The organism is Microcoleus sp. B3-D2 (assembly GCF_036705345.1).
In the GTDB taxonomy this organism is placed as follows: domain Bacteria; phylum Cyanobacteriota; class Cyanobacteriia; order Cyanobacteriales; family Microcoleaceae; genus Microcoleus.
The window spans coordinates 1-15350 of sequence record NZ_JAUBUG010000063.1 but is presented as its reverse complement, the minus strand read 5'-3'; the positions used below and the strand labels follow the sequence as shown (position 1 = coordinate 15350).

Sequence of the window (15350 nt, the reverse complement as noted above, 5' to 3'; positions counted from 1 at the left end):
AACAGTTAACAGTTAACAGTTAACACTTAACACTTAACAGTCAACAGTCAACAGTCAACAATGCCCCATGCCCAATTCCCTTTAAGAGTTTTGAAGTCTCTTCACCAACTCATAAAACGGTTCCCAATTATCCTCAATAGCAATGGCTTCCCAAACAGCCTCAATCGTCGGTCTCAACAGGGATTGTTCGGGATTGTGCTTCCGTAACCTGTCCGCCATTTGATCCATATCATCCGCAGACAAACTTTGCAAAACGTGATAATAAAACTGTCGCCAAGGTGCTATCAAGTCTGCCGGTTCCGCCTCAGCAAAAATTAGACTAGCATCATCTCGCCAAGCGCGATCGAACTGTCTTCGCAGTTCAAAAAAGAAATCGTGATACTCAACTTGAGACTCCGCCAGCATTTTAATTGTCACCTTCAACAACTCATCTCCCTCAGCTTCTGGCAAATCCTCAAATCCCAATTTATTGAGCATCAACTGCCGATAAGCTGCATTATAATAATCGCCAAACTTTGCCAAAGCCGCATCCATATCAGCTTGAGGAATCGCCGCTGCTAGCGGTTCCTGGAGCTTCTCTAAATTGTCCCTACAAATCAACGGTTGATTCCCGTAACAATAAAGACCGTAATGGTCAAAATAAGCTGCTGTAAATTCCGGCTTGTAAGTTGGGATAAAAGCGAAAGGCCCGTAATCGAAACTTTCTCCAGTAATCGACATATTATCAGTATTTAGCACTGCGTGGCAAAATCCTGCTGCCATCCACTGAGCGACTAATTCGGCTACTCGCTTGACTAAATCTGCATAAAATAGCGCATACTTTTCCTGTGAAGAAAAAACAGCATTGCTTGCTTCTAAATGCAGTTCAGGATAGTAATATTCAATAACAAAATCTAAAAGTTTTTTAGTTAAATCCGGTCTGCGGATATAGTACAATCTTTCAAAAGTTCCAAACCGAATGTGAGAATGACTGAAACGCACCATTACCGACGATCGCGTGGGTGATGGTTCATCGCCCCGCCACAAAGCATCCCCAGTTTCAACTAAACTAAAACAGCGAGATGTGCGAACTCCCAATCGGTGCAAAGCTTCGGCGGCTAAAACTTCGCGAACTCCCCCTTTGAGAGTGAGTCTACCGTCACCGCCCCGCGAGTAGGGAGTGCGACCGGAACCTTTAGTGCCGAAGTCGTAAAGTCTGCCATCAGTGCCGCGAACTTGGCCGTACAAAAAGCCTCTACCGTCACCTAAATTGGGGTTATATTGGTTGAATTGATAGCCGTGATAGCGAAGTGCGAGAAAGGGACGGACGCAGTGAAATTTGCCGAACGCTTCAATGAAATGTTGGTCGGTTACTTGCGCGGGATCTAAACCCAATGTTGGCAATAATTGGTCATTGCGGAAGCGGAGAATATGCTGCGGAAAATCGGCTGCAGGGACTTCATCAAAATAGTCGCCACCGAGAGATTCGAGGGCGGGTTCGTAGTTGAGGGAAAGCAAAGGATTTGACATTTTTCTATTTTATCTTGAAATGTGCGATCGCTCCAAATTATATACGGGTAACGTGCGGACTGCATTGGTATCAACAATCGCCTCCGACCCTTTTTCTCTCTCATTTATAGCCGAGTTCGATCCCCTCCCATCTCCGGGCTTTTTCATGCTCAAATTTTAGCCAAGCTGAAGTTTGAGCATGAAAGATTAATGTCTTCCTCGAATGGAAAAACTTTTTACGGTCAATTTTATTGATAGTTTAATTAACCGTTTTCCTTGCTCAAAAGGGAGTTTAAGGCTTAAATTTTAGTCGGATTCACCAGCTAATATACCTTTTGGCCTATTTAAAATTGGTCAACACCCCGTAAATCGCCCAAATCGCCATCGCCCGCAAATAGTGACTCGCCCGAAAAGTCCCCCCCGCCGTAATCGCTTCCGGCGTGCGAAACTGCAACCCATTTTCATAAATCTGTTTCACCACAGCATCCGTCAATTTAAAAGCTTTCTCCTCCATCCCCATCTGTACCAAAAAAGCCGCCAACCCAAAATTAATCCCCGTCCAAACTTCCAAAGGATGAGTCGCATTCGGATTTTCCGGCGAACCATTCAGCATCACCCCATTCGCCGCACCGAACTCCCCCTCATTGAACTTCAAAAAGCAAGAATCGTACACAGTTTCTAAAGCACTGGCTGCACATTCCGGCGGCACAATATCCGGTAATCCTAACAGTTTCGCGTAAAATTGACCGCACAGTTGGTCGGCCATCACCACTTCCGAGTTACTCTCGCTGTCCAAACGGTAATATTGACCGTTCCACAGTTTTTCTTGATAGCTCGGTCTTGCTTGTAGCAGCCAACTGTGATATAATGCTATCTTTGCTTGAGGGTTAGGAATTATCTCCGGTGCTGCATCTTCCAAGATTTCGCCGATCGCGATCGCAGCCTCCAGCGCCGCCAACCACAAACCCCCGCAATACGCACTTATCCCCCGCATTTGCCAGTCATCAAACGTCTGATCCGGTGCTCCCGAATTCTCAGGAATTCCGTCCCCATCCTCATCAAAAGTTTTCAGATAAGCCAAAGCCTCAACAATTGCCGGCCAACATTCTTGCAAAAAGTCACAATCTGTGCCACCAGTTAACAAAAAGTCACGATAAACCTGCAACACAAAATCGCAAGGCAAATCCTTCCACAAATTGCAATCTTGATAGCTAGTATAATTCGTTTTCTCCCAAGGATGTTCATTAGGAGCACCCAAATCGTGGGGCGTCGCACCGACAGCTTTTCTAATAGCCGAAGCTTGATTCCAGCCAATAATTCTCGGCGTATCATCTCCCGCAGAAATTGCCCTAGCAAACGCTAAAACCACCGACTTTTCCAAATCCGGCCACAGCATTAACAAAGCAAAAGAACCGTAAAGCCGCACGTCCAAACTTTCGTACCAGCGGTAATCAATGCACTCCAAAACCGCAAATTGACCCTTGGGATCGCGTTCGTCAGCCGCACTCCAAAGAGTACCGCCGTCTGTCAGGGCGTATAACTCGTTAAACAAAGCCATTTTAAAACTGTCTGACAAATCTTTCCGTTCTAAAATCGGTTTTTGCCAAGCTTCAATATTTTCGCGCCAAGTATCGGAATGCTTCATTGCAGTGCGAATAATCGGCCAAGCATTTTTGCCGTTGCGGCCGAAGAAATCTGTGTAGCGACGGTAGTACCAAACTCCCGATGCAAACTCAGTAACGGGCAAATCCCAAGCTATAATAAAGGGGATTTTGCGAGTTTTTCCCGGTCGAATAGTAAAGCGAACTGCGATCGCACAAGCCAACTGTTCTCCTGTTGCTGCGGCTGTCTCGTCTTTGTCATCCAACAAGAAACCTTCTGCAGAAAAGTTGCGCCAAACATCCTCGCCATTCCCCGCCGGGTTCCAACGAGTTTGATAGAATACTTCTACCGCCGGATTAGTAATAGTTGCGATCGCCCATTGTCCATCCCCCTCTTGCGGTTCCTCCTCAGCAGTCAACCGCGTCATCACGCAACCGATTCGGTGAAAATCTTCCACCAACAAATTCATATTTCCGCCGCTTTCTCCCCACCGGGATTGATAGTCATAAAATGGACTACCATCATCTCGCACCATCACTTTCGGCGACTTGTTGGCATTAGTAAACCAACCAACAATATTCTCCCAAGTCAGCATGATGCTGAGAGTGATCGGCGCATCTGTAGGATTGTGCGCCACCCATTCAAACATGGCGACTGGGTAACTGCTTTCCTGATAATTGTTCGGCAAAACTGGCGAAAATTGCTCGCAGCTTAATTGAGCATGAAACACATTTTCGTAAACAAACCAACTGCGCGGATACAAAGCATGATAAGTACCAGAATTAGACTCTTCTCTTGTTCCTTCTTTTGGATACCATTTCCAACTCGATAAACTGCCATCGGTAGGCGGTTCAGTGGACAGTGCAAAAGCTTGTTTCTTGCCTTGAGTTTCTTCAAAAACGCTGAACTGACAAGCGGGCAAACTGCGAAAAATGTGCTCGCCGCCGTCAATGTGCCAGAGGTTGAAGTCGCCGCGGGACGATCGCCCGATGCAGCCGGCACCGAACCCGCCCAGAGGCATTCCGTGCCAGGGCCCGTCGTCGAGATTGCTTGCGTAGCGGACTGTATAGGGATTCTCCCAACCGAGGCCGATGGGACGTTTCCAGGTGTGCGGGGGGATGTTTGGAGTAGATGTGCGATCGTTATTCATGTGATTAATCTTAGCGCTCGATCGAGCTTTACAATTTTTTTTATTTTATTTTAAACTTTTATCTATCGAACAAATTCCGAGATTTCCGACGGTTGTTGACTGTAGATTGTTGACTTAAAGTAATTGGGTTCTGGACTCCCGGATTCATCAATTCTCCCATCTCAAATCTCAAATCTCAAATCGCTCGACTGTTGATTGTTGGCCAAAAGCAATTGGGTTCAGGGCTGCCAGATTAATCAATTCTCCAATCTAACATCTAAAATCTAAAATTTGTTGTCGATCGCCTAACGCGGTAGAACATCATCTAACCGCAGTTGCAAGCTGGTTAACAAAGGAGAAATAATCCGATCGCCGAGGCGAAATTGTTGCTGCGTGTAATCTTGGTCAATCAGTTGGCAAACGGTGATAGTAGGTTGTTTTGGTTTACCGATAAAAGCCACGCCTCCCAATCCGCGATAATCAACTATCCAATACTCTGGAATCCCTAAAATAGCATATTCTTCAACTTTTCGGGCATAATCTGTTTCCCAGTTAGTGCTGACGACTTCTACCACCAATTTAATAGATCGTCCCAGCGTAATCACTGGTTCTCTTTCCCAAAGAGGTTCGCTGACAATAGCAGTTTCATCTAATACGACAATATCGGGACGGCGGGCAGTAGCTGCATCTGAAAATGGACGGATCAAACAAGTGCGCGGAATGAACCAAGGTAGTTTTTCGGCTGCGATGGCGATGCCGATTTGAGTTGCTAGTTTACCGCTGACGGTTTCGTGGGGGCCTGTGGGTTCCATGTCAACTAATTCTCCGTCAGCGAGCTCGTAGCGGAAGTTGTCACAATATCGATCGAGGAATGTTTCAAAAGTTAGGATTTTTTGCGCGGTGTAAGCCATTGGAAACAAATAGTTTTTTGCTGAAAATCTTATTCTATCAACTAACCAAATCCCAAATCAGAACCTTTCCCCGCGTGAACCAAAGCCAACTTTTCGTAACGCTTAGCGTGTTCCACCAACTCGGCTGCTTCTTCCTCAGAGACATCCCGCAGGGGTTTGGCAGGCACTCCCGCAACTAGCGTGTGAGGGGGAACGTCTTTGGTGACAACCGCCCCTGCACCGACGATCGAGCCTGTGCCCACCCTCACTCCATCCAGGACGATCGCCCCAATCCCGATCAGGCAGCCCCGTTCAATGTAAGCTGAGTGAATCACGGCTCGGTGTCCCACTGTCACGAAATCTTCCAAAACAGTCGGTTTCCCTGGATCACCGTGCAGAATTGCTCCATCTTGGATATTGGTACTTGAGCCGATCACAATTCGCTCTATATCCGCCCGCACCACCGCCCCATACCAGATACTAGCGCCCGCAGCCACCTCTACCCTGCCGATGACAATAGCGCCTTCAGCGACAAAAGCCGCTGGGGATAGATCGGGCAAGGGCCAATAGGAAGGAAGTGCAGACAGAGATTCGTTGAGATTGCTCATTAGTTGGTCGATCGTTATACTTCTAGCAGATTAGCTGGTTGTTGATACGGGATATAATAAGAGTATTTGGGACTTTTGCAGAGAAAATATGCTGGGACGCAAATAAATGATTGAAGTTGCCTTGCAATACCCGATGTTTGGCCCGGAAATTCAGTGTCCCCACTGTCGCCAAACAATTCCGGCTTTAACACTCACGGATACCTATTTGTGTCCGCGTCACGGGGCATTTGAGGCAGATCCAAAAACGGGGGAACTGGTTCACCTTCAGTCTGGGCGGCACTGGCGCCGCTGGGAGAATGAATGGTACCGCCAGCACACGCACCCGGACGGGATTCGGTTTGAAATTCACGAAGCGCTCGATCGACTGTATACTCAAGGCTACCGAGCAACTCGCGTGATCGTTGCCCAACGCTATCGGGACTTAATCAGCGCTTATTTGGAACGCAGCACGCCTTGGCGGGGTCAGGCGGAATCGCCGCGGCCGAGGCTGTACGGTTTGCCTGTGGATTTTAGCCCCGATCCCCAAGAGGACCCTTGCTGGGAAGTGATTAATTTTGATTTGGAAAAAGAGCCGGGAGTTCCGATTAGATATCCCTATTTTCGGTTGTTTGAATAGTTATTAGTCATTAGTCATTAGTCATTAGTCATTAGTTATTAGTCATTAGTTAGTTCTTATTCCTAATGCCCAATGCCCAATGCCCAATGCCCAATGCCCAATTCCCAATTCCCAATTCCCAATTCCCAATTCCCAATTCCCCAATCTAAAATCTAAAATCTAAAATCTAAAATCGAATGCACCACGCCTCGATTCGCACTGCTAACATTCACCGGGCGATCGCCTTTTACGAACAGTTGGGATTTACTGTGAGCGATCGCTTTACCACAGGGTACACCCTAGCCTGTTGGATGGAAGGTCTCAACGGACGCATCGAACTAATCCAAATCCCGGAACCAAAACCCGCACCGGATGCTTTCGGAGACGAGCATTATGTTGGATATTATCATTTATCTTTCGATTTAACTGAGGCGACAACTGACTTGCCTAGCTGGTTGCAGTCTCTGAAAGAGCGGTTTGAGGAAGCTGCTAAAGACCAACCAAACCAGTTTCAAGCTTTGAAAGTTTTATTAGAACCGACTCAACAGGCGATCGGGCAAAATGTTTACGAAGTAGCTTTTATTGCCGATACTGATGGTTTGCCTTTAGAGTTTATCCGGCGGCTTAATTAGTTAATTACTAACCCATAGGGATAATCATTCTCTCTCTCAATCGGAAACTGAGAATAGTTATTACTCTTAATCCCTAGTAACGTTCGCTACCAACTTAGCAATATTTTTCTAAAAAATACTAGATTTTTAACTCAAAATCTAGTATTTTTTATTTTTGACCCTATAATATGAATATATGTTTATACAATCAGGTATTGGAATAAACCCAGCAAAAACCATGCAAAAAGCAAAATCGAGCAATTCCGGCTGCTCTAGTTGCAGTCACAACGACGACAATCTCACCCATGAGAATCCTAACCACGACGGCCAGGGCCAGGGCCACGGCCACGGAGATTTTAACCTGAATCAAGAATTGATTCCTGTGATATTGGTTGTTGTACTATTTGTCGGCGGTTTAATTTTTGAAGAAAAACTGCACAACACGCCCTATTCTATAGGTGAATATCTGGTTTTCATCCCAGCCTATCTTTTAAGCGGATGGAATGTTTTAACCAGTGCGGGTCGCAACATTCTGCGAGGTCGATTTTTTGATGAAAATTTTTTAATGACTATAGCAACACTCGGCGCTGTCGCTATTCACAAACTCCCTGAAGCAGTCGGGGTGATGTTGTTTTTCAAAATCGGAGAACTTTTTCAAGAATTTGCGGTTGGGCGATCGCGTCAATCGATCCGATCGCTTTTAGAAATTCGCCCAGACAGCGCCAACCTCAAAGCAAATGGCGACATCAAAAAAGTTTCGCCAGAAACCGTAGCAGTCGGCGAGATCATCCTTGTCAAACCGGGAGAAAAAATTCCCTTAGACGGTGAAATTATAGACGGCAATTCTCAGATTGACACATCTGCACTAACTGGAGAATCAGTACCTCGAACCGTGAAAGTTGGAGAAACAGTTTTAGCAGGAACAATTAACCAGACAGGAGTTCTCACCGTCAAAGTTACCAAACTCTTCGGTGAATCTTCCATATCCCGAATTCTGGAATTAGTAGAAAATGCCAGAAGCAAAAAAGCTGAAACTGAGAAATTTATCACCAAATTTGCCAGTTACTACACGCCTTTTGTAGTATTTGCATCGCTAGCAGTGGCTTTAATTCCGCCTTTGTTCATTTCAGGAGCAACTAATGCAGACAGATTTTTATGGGTTTACCGCGCCCTAGTCTTGTTAGTTATTTCTTGCCCTTGCGGATTGGTGATTAGCATTCCTCTGGGATACTTTGGGGGAATTGGCGGTGCAGCCAAGCGCGGTATTTTAGTTAAAGGCTCAACTTTTCTAGATACCCTGACAGCAGTCAAGACAGTTGTTTTGGACAAAACAGGAACTCTGACAAAAGGAGTTTTTAAAGTAGCGCAAATTGTGCCTGCAAATGGTTTTTCTCAAACAGAGTTTATGGAAATAGCGGCTAAAGTAGAATCTCAATCAAATCACCCAGTCGCGAAATCTATTCTGGAAGCTTACGGCAGAAAAATAGATTCATCGGATGTGAAAGATTACAAAGAAATAGCGGGACACGGCATCCGAGCAAAATTAAATAATCAAATTGTGCTGGCGGGAAATGACCGTTTGCTGCACCGAGAAAATATTGCTCACGATGTCTGCAATGCTGAAGGTACGATCGTGCATTTAGCGGTAGACAACCGCTACGCTGGGTATATTTTGATTGCTGACGAGCTTAAGGAAGACGCTGTACAGGCTATTCGCGACCTCAAGAAACAGGGTGTTGAGCGAATCGTGATGCTCACAGGAGATAATCAAGCTGTAGCCGATAGTGTTGCGAAAAAGCTCGGTTTAGATTCCTATTTAGCGGAGTTATTACCCGAAGGAAAAGTCGAGGCGATGGAAAAACTGATCGGTCAATCTAAAAAAGGCAATAAAATTGTCTTTGTTGGAGACGGAATTAATGATGCACCAGTGCTTGCTAGGGCTGATGTGGGCATAGCGATGGGGGGTTTGGGCTCCGATGCGGCGATCGAAACTGCCGATGTTGTGATTATGGCAGATGCACCGTCCAAGGTGGCTGAAGCCATCCAAATTGCCCGAAAAACTCACAATATTGTTTGGCAAAATATCATTTTTGCCATGTTAGTCAAAGGCATATTTATTGCTTTGGGTGCTTTTGGGTTAGCTACAATGTGGGAGGCAGTTTTTGCCGATGTTGGGGTGGCTTTAGCAGCTATTTTCAATTCGACTAGAGTTTTGAAATAGTGTGTTCGCAGGGCGGGCATTGCCCACCTTACCCCACAATTGAGACATACATTTTGAGGTCAAAAATACTATGCGTCGTCAACGTTCTCAGCCCTGGATTCACCGCTATTCTCGTCCCATTACGGCAGGAATTGCCTCAATAGGGGCTGCGACTACTGCTTATCTAACACTGGTCAAGTTATCCAACGGGACGACAGTTTGTCCGATCGAAGGCTGCGATATCGTGCTTTCGAGTCCCTATGCCTATGTCTTTGGTTTGCCACTTTCTTTGTTCGGTTTTTTGGGCTACTTGAGCATGATAGTTTTTGCCGTAGCTCCCCTACTTGTTAATCCCGCAGAACAGAAGAGTCTCCGCTCTAAGTTAGAGTCTTGGACGGGACTATTTCTGTTTGCTGGTAGCACAGCTATGACGATTTTCAGCGGCTATATGATGTATGTACTGGCTGTTGATATTAAAGCAGCTTGTATTTACTGTATTGCGTCTGCTTTGTTTGCAACTAGCTTGTTTGTCTTAGCATTAATCGGTCGCGAATGGGATGATATCGGGCAACTATTTTTTATAGGAATTCTGGTGTCTATGTTAGTCCTGATTTCCTCTCTGGCTCTTTATGCCGATGTCAATAATCTCGGTACAGCTAAGGAAACAAGTATGAATACCACAACATCCTCTGGTACTTCAGAAATTGCTTTAGCCCAACATTTAAAAAGAGTGGGAGCTAAAATGTACGGTTCTTTTACCTGCGATCACTGTCAGATGCAGAAGGAAAGTTTTGGCAAAGAAGCGGCTCGCATTATCAATTATATCGAGTGCAATCCGCAAGGGAAAAATGCTCGTCGCGATCTTTGCGAAGCTGCCAAGATTCAGGGTACTCCTACTTGGGAAATCAATGGTAAGTTTTACTCAGGGCAAAAATCTTTGCAGGAGTTAGCAGATTTATCAGGTTATCAGGGAACTCGCGCATTTAGAAACCTCTCAAATCAGGAACGTTGACAAGAGTGATTTTTGGCGATCGACCTAATCGTAGTCGATCGCACGCATCTCGGTTTAAAGTATGAAAAAATACACAATTTTATATTTATTGCAACTTTGCTGGATTTCGATCAAACTGATGACATTCCGCGAACCGCTGCTTGATGGGAGAGTTTGTGAATTCATTTTGGTTGCAAGCAGTAGCTTGGTTAGTGGCTAGTATGATAGTAGGATTAAATAGTTGACTGTTATTACAAACCATTTTCTATTAATCTGAAGCTAGATAAAACTACAAAAACAAAACCCGCCGGCGCGGGTTTGATCTTAAAGCTAATTGTTAAGGACTGACTTTTTCAACTACTTCTTAGGAACAAGAGCCTCATTACCAGCAACGGGACGGGGAGACGAAGCGGTAGTTTTCAAAAGTACGATCGCCTGCGCGTAGCAAGGATCGTCCTGAGTCGCAACCAACATCGGTTTGTTAGCTAATTTCAACTTTTGTTCGTCGGTGACTTCCACCTTAACATCGGGAGTAACCCCCTTCTGGCTGATATCCGTACCGTTGGGAGTATAGTAGTGAGCGATCGTCACCGCCAATCCCGAACCATCAGCCAAAGAATGCACCGACTGCACCAAAGCTTTGCCAAAAGTTTGGCCGCCGATCACAGTTGCGCGCTTATTATCCTTCAGAGCACCGGCCAAAATCTCGCTGGCGCTGGCCGAGTTGTCGTCCACGAGCACCACCAAAGGCTTGTCAGTGAGCGCAGTGCGATTTGCCTTCATTTCCTGAGAATCGCCCGTGCGATCGACTGTGCGGACGATCGCCCCTGTATCCATCCACATCCGAGCGATATCAATACTCACTCGCAGCAACCCGCCGGGATTCCCCCGCAAATCCAACACAAAAGCGTCAGCTTTCTGAGCCGTGAGCTTTTTAATCGCCGCCTGCATTTGTTCGCCCGCGTGGGAGCTAAACTCTTGTAAACGGATGTAACCGACATTCTGACCGCCTTCATTCTTGAGGCTGTAGCGAACCGCTGCTACCTCAATTCTCGCCCTAGTCAGAGTGATGTCAAATTCACTTTTGCCCTCACGAGCAATCCGCAGCGTGACTTTCGTGCCTTCATCGCCCCGAATTATCTGAGCCGCATCCGAGACAGTCATGCCTTTGGTAGTTTTGCCGTCAATCACCAAAATCGTATCGCCCGCTAGAATCCCTGCCTTCAGGGCCGGGGAATTTTCCATCGGCTCGACTACCCTAATCGCTTTCGTTTTCTCGTCTTCTTCCAGCCTCATCCCCACCCCTGTCAGTTCCCCAGAGGTTTGATTCGTCAGCGCTTCGTACTGCTTCGGGTCCATGAAGCGGGTGTAGGGGTCGTTTAATTTCTCTAGGGCTTTGCGGAGGGCCGTGTAGGCAGCTTCGCGAGAGGTATAATTTTTGCTCAGCAGTTCTTGGCGGGTTACTTGCCAGTCAATCTTGTTAAAGCTGCCATCAACATAGTCTCGGTTCACAATTTGCCAAGCTTCATCTAAGACAGCTTTGGGGCTATCTTGAAGTTCGGCGCGGACTGATTGGCTCAGGCCGGGAACGAGTAAAGATATCGAAGCGGTTGTTGCCATCGCCCCACTGAACAGGGCTGCCTGTAACTTAGAAAAGCGTTTGCGGGCTTGATTCATTGAATTTGGCTCAATTCGATTTTAGATTTTTGATTTGAGATTTTATATTGCTAAAAAATCTCACACTACTACTTAAACTATTGTGTGGAGGCTCCACCATCCCTTTGGACAGTCTAACGAGATTCATAGTCGATCGCCAACCAATTATTACTCTCTTTCAATAAACTTAATTTAAAACTTGGATTTATAAAGTGCCGTGGAAGCTAAAATCGAACAATTTTCGCGTAAGTGGTTGAGCCTGCTCATTAATGGAGTTATTGGTCTAGCAGCGCTGGCGGGGGTCGTCGCCATGCAGTCTAGCGGGCAGTTAGGCGGAATGTCCCCAGTTGGCGTTCAGGGGCAAAACCCGCCCTCTGGAATATCCGCTGCCAGTTTCAAGCGAGCCGCACAGCAAGAAGCGCAGCAAGAAGCCCTGCGGCTGAGAATGCTCAAAACTATCCCTAGTTTTGGATTTGATAATTTAATTGCAGATTGGACATTTCTCAAATTTTTGCAGTATTTTGGCGACGACGAAGCGCGAGATGTGACGGGCTACAATCTGAGCCAAGATTATTTTGACATAGTTACGCAGCGCGACCCGCGGTGGTCTGACATCTACCTGTTTCTTTCCACAGCTATTTCTTTTTATCAAGGAAAGCCTGAAACCGCTGTTAACTTTATAGAGCGTGGTACTAGGGCCCTTGCCGTTTCGCCGCAACTTCATTCCCAATCGTGGATAGTGTGGCGAACTAAAGGTATTGATGAGTTGCTGCTGTTGGGGGATATTCCAGAGTCAATTAACTCTCACGAAATGGCCGCTGATTGGGTGGAAAAAAACCCGTCAGGGGCCTCATTGGCGCAGATGTTTCGAGCAACTGCTGAGTATTTGCGCCGAGATCCCGATAGCGTGCCGGTGCGGTTTACTGCTTGGAGCACGGTTTATGCTCAAACAACTGATAAGTTGGTGCGTCAAAGGGCGAAACAAGCTCTTGTCAAGTTGGGAGCTCAGGTGCAAAAAGATAAGGATGGAAACGAGAGTTTTGTTTTGCCGCCTCGAAAGTAGTTGACGGTTGACTGTTGACTGTTGACTGTTGAGTTTAATTCTCCAATCTAAAATCTAAAATCTAAAATCGGCTTGACTTAGTTCGCGCCATTCACCGGGTTTAAGACCTTCCAGACGCAAATGCCCGATCGCACACCTGACTAGCCGCAGCGTCGGAAACCCTACTGCTGCGGTCATCCGGCGCACTTGGCGGTTGCGGCCTTCTGTGAGAGTCATTTCCAGCCAAGCTGTGGGCACGTTTTTGCGAAATCTAATCGGCGGTTCGCGGGGAGGCAAAGGGGGTTCTTCTAACAATAATTGCACTTTTGCCGATCGAGTCCGATAATCTTGAATTGTGACACCTGTCTGCAAAGCTGAGATCGCACTTGCATCGGGAATTCGTTCAACTTGCACCCAGTAAGTGCGGGGATGAGCGAATTTCGGGTCACTGAGACGGTGTTGCATTTGTCCGTCATCGGTTAGCAGCAACAAACCTTCACTATCGCGATCGAGCCTTCCTACTGCATAAATGTTAGGAATAGGAATATAGTCTTTGAGAGTGCTGCGTTTAGTCTCGCTGGAGTTGTCAGTGAATTGAGTTAAAACGTCGTAGGGTTTGTAAAAGAGAATGTAACGATAGGGCATGACAATTAACAATTAAAAATGTACGGGCTGGTTTTAATATTAAGTAAGTTGGTATAAACTAACATCTTGCACTAATGCCAATAATCCTGTAGGGCCGGGTTTCACCCCGAATAATTGCCTAAAACCCACAATCTCGAAAACCCGCCCCCACCCAACGGCAATATGAATAAACTTACACCTAATTTTACCATGCCCGAAGCCACTCACCGCGTTTGCATCGTCTTAGGGACTCGCCCAGAAGCGATTAAACTAGCCCCAGTAATTCAACTGTTCAAAAGCTCGCCAACCTTTGACACGCAGGTAATTTTAACCGGTCAGCACCGAGAAATGGTCGAGCAAGTAATGCGAATGTTCGATCTAAAAGCCGATCGGGATTTAGCAATTATGCAGCACCAGCAAACCCTGACAGATATTACTTGTCGGAGTTTGCAAGGTTTAGAAGATTTGTTTAAAGAGTTACAGCCAAAAATTGTCTTAGTACAAGGCGACACAACGACTGCTTTTGCTGCTGCTTTGGCTGCATTTTACCAGAAAATACCAGTAGGTCACGTAGAAGCCGGTTTGCGGACAGACGACGTGTTCAATCCCTATCCCGAAGAGGCTAACCGACGGTTAATTTCTCAGCTCACACGGCTGCATTTTGCCCCGACAGAGCTGGCCCAAGAGAATTTAGGGCGATCGGGCGTTTTGGGAGAAATTCACCCTACAGGCAACACCGTAATCGATGCTTTGCTTTCTGTCGCCAAACGCGAACCAGAATGCAACATTCCTAACTTAGATTGGAGCAAATATCGCACTATCTTAGCAACAGTTCACCGCCGCGAAAATTGGGGCGAACCCTTACAAGGAATTGCTCACGCATTTCTTCAGATCTTAGATAAATTTCCCGATACAGGTTTACTGCTACCCCTGCACCGAAATCCCACTGTTCGAGAACCTTTGCAAGCTCTTTTGGGCAACCACCCACGAATATTTTTAACTGAGCCTTTAGATTATGCAGAATTAGTAGGAGCCATTCAGAGATGTCATTTAATTCTCACAGATTCCGGCGGCTTGCAAGAGGAAGCACCTAGTTTGGGCAAACCTGTTTTGGTATTGCGAGAAACCACAGAAAGACCAGAGGCAATTTCTGCAGGTACTGCTAAACTTGTGGGTACTAATTCTGATACAATTTTCACAGCAGCGGCAGAATTGCTGAGCAATTCCGAAGCATACAACGCAATGGCAATGGCAATTAATCCCTTTGGTGACGGTTTGGCATCCTCGCGGATTTTGAAAATTGTTGAAGAGTATTTTAGTTAGCTACCCCCTGGCGAGTGGGGCGGTTGAAACCGCAACTCCACAAACGAAGTCCCCGCAGAGGGGGACTAATTCCTGTTAAAAAAACTCGCTTTCTGCCTCCATCCCCGAATTACCAATCCCCACCGCCACCCCCACTAATGCTGTAGTCGCTACTGCTACTGCTGTAGTCGCTACTGCTACTACTGCTACTGCTGTAGTCGCTACTGCTAATGCTGTAGTCGCTACTGCTACTCGTGCTGTTACTGCTGTAGTCGCAGCCACCGCAATAAGCGGTGTTGTTACTTGTGTAGTCGCCACCCGCACCGCCACCGCTGGAGTCGCCACCACCAAAGCTACCCCCGCAGTCGCTACTGCTAATGCTGTAATCGCCACCCGCACCGCCACCGCAATCATCACTGCTACTGTTACTGCTGTAGTCGCTACTGGTACTGTAATCGATGCTGTTAATGCTGTAGTCGCCAACCCCACCGCAATAGTTGTGACTGTTACTGCTGTAATTCGGACGGTTAGTGGTGTATAGCCTTTCTCAGAAAGATGAGGTATGATGTAACTGACTTGAACGAAGTGAAAAATATAGAACCCGAAAATGTC

General features: G+C 46.4%; 13 protein-coding genes. 6 read left to right on the top strand and 7 right to left on the bottom strand.

Annotation, left to right across the window (positions count from 1 at the left end; translation table 11 throughout):
• Positions 1-81 precede the first annotated feature (81 nt).
• The 4 genes from QUB14_RS21565 to QUB14_RS21550 all read right to left on the bottom strand — a co-directional run bounded on the left by QUB14_RS21565 (position 82) and on the right by QUB14_RS21550 (position 5717).
• Positions 82-1509 carry a protein adenylyltransferase SelO family protein gene (locus QUB14_RS21565; RefSeq protein WP_333219073.1) on the bottom strand — a complete coding sequence of 476 codons (1428 nt, stop codon included), beginning with the start codon at positions 1507-1509 and terminating at the stop codon, positions 82-84.
• A 319-nt stretch (positions 1510-1828) separates the two neighbouring features.
• Complete coding sequence (locus tag QUB14_RS21560) at positions 1829-4240, bottom strand: GH116 family glycosyl hydrolase (protein ID WP_333219071.1); 2412 nt, start codon at positions 4238-4240, stop codon at positions 1829-1831.
• 284 nt (positions 4241-4524) lie between these two features.
• Complete coding sequence (locus QUB14_RS21555; protein WP_333058342.1) at positions 4525-5130, bottom strand: Uma2 family endonuclease; 606 nt, start codon at positions 5128-5130, stop codon at positions 4525-4527.
• A gap of 41 nt (positions 5131-5171) precedes the next feature.
• Complete coding sequence (locus QUB14_RS21550) at positions 5172-5717, bottom strand: gamma carbonic anhydrase family protein (RefSeq protein WP_333058341.1); 546 nt, start codon at positions 5715-5717, stop codon at positions 5172-5174.
• A 106-nt stretch (positions 5718-5823) separates the two neighbouring features.
• On the opposite strand from QUB14_RS21550, the gene QUB14_RS21545 reads away from it, so the two are divergent.
• The 4 genes from QUB14_RS21545 to QUB14_RS21530 all read left to right on the top strand — a co-directional run bounded on the left by QUB14_RS21545 (position 5824) and on the right by QUB14_RS21530 (position 10135).
• On the top strand, positions 5824-6333 hold the full coding sequence (locus tag QUB14_RS21545; RefSeq protein ID WP_333058340.1) for a TIGR02652 family protein: 510 nt from the start codon (positions 5824-5826) through the stop codon (positions 6331-6333).
• Between the two features lie 176 nt (positions 6334-6509).
• A complete protein-coding gene (locus QUB14_RS21540) occupies positions 6510-6944 on the top strand; it encodes a VOC family protein (protein WP_333040106.1) in 435 nt (144 codons plus the stop codon).
• Between the two features lie 217 nt (positions 6945-7161).
• Positions 7162-9144 (top strand): heavy metal translocating P-type ATPase, encoded by a 1983-nt coding sequence (locus QUB14_RS21535; protein ID WP_333058339.1) that lies wholly within the window; start codon positions 7162-7164, stop codon positions 9142-9144.
• 70 nt (positions 9145-9214) lie between these two features.
• The gene (locus QUB14_RS21530) at positions 9215-10135 is read left to right on the top strand and encodes a vitamin K epoxide reductase family protein (RefSeq protein WP_333058338.1); all 921 of its coding nucleotides are present in this window, start codon (positions 9215-9217) and stop codon (positions 10133-10135) included.
• A gap of 336 nt (positions 10136-10471) precedes the next feature.
• Here QUB14_RS21530 and ctpB read toward each other — a convergent pair whose 3' ends face one another.
• Positions 10472-11791 (bottom strand): carboxyl-terminal processing protease CtpB, encoded by a 1320-nt coding sequence (gene ctpB / locus QUB14_RS21525; RefSeq protein ID WP_333058337.1) that lies wholly within the window; start codon positions 11789-11791, stop codon positions 10472-10474.
• Between the two features lie 196 nt (positions 11792-11987).
• Between ctpB and QUB14_RS21520 the strand changes: the two genes are divergently transcribed.
• Positions 11988-12833, top strand: coding sequence for a hypothetical protein (locus QUB14_RS21520; RefSeq protein WP_333219066.1), 846 nt, complete (start codon positions 11988-11990; stop codon positions 12831-12833).
• Between the two features lie 54 nt (positions 12834-12887).
• Here QUB14_RS21520 and QUB14_RS21515 read toward each other — a convergent pair whose 3' ends face one another.
• Positions 12888-13457 (bottom strand): pseudouridine synthase, encoded by a 570-nt coding sequence (locus QUB14_RS21515; RefSeq protein ID WP_333219064.1) that lies wholly within the window; start codon positions 13455-13457, stop codon positions 12888-12890.
• Positions 13458-13646: 189 nt separating this feature from the next.
• On the opposite strand from QUB14_RS21515, the gene wecB reads away from it, so the two are divergent.
• Positions 13647-14759, top strand: coding sequence for a non-hydrolyzing UDP-N-acetylglucosamine 2-epimerase (gene wecB, locus QUB14_RS21510; RefSeq protein ID WP_333219107.1), 1113 nt, complete (start codon positions 13647-13649; stop codon positions 14757-14759).
• 75 nt (positions 14760-14834) lie between these two features.
• On the opposite strand, the gene QUB14_RS21505 is transcribed toward wecB, so the two are convergent.
• Positions 14835-15350, bottom strand: a 516-nt coding sequence (locus tag QUB14_RS21505) for a hypothetical protein (protein WP_333219062.1), incomplete at its 5' end; no start/stop codon positions are given.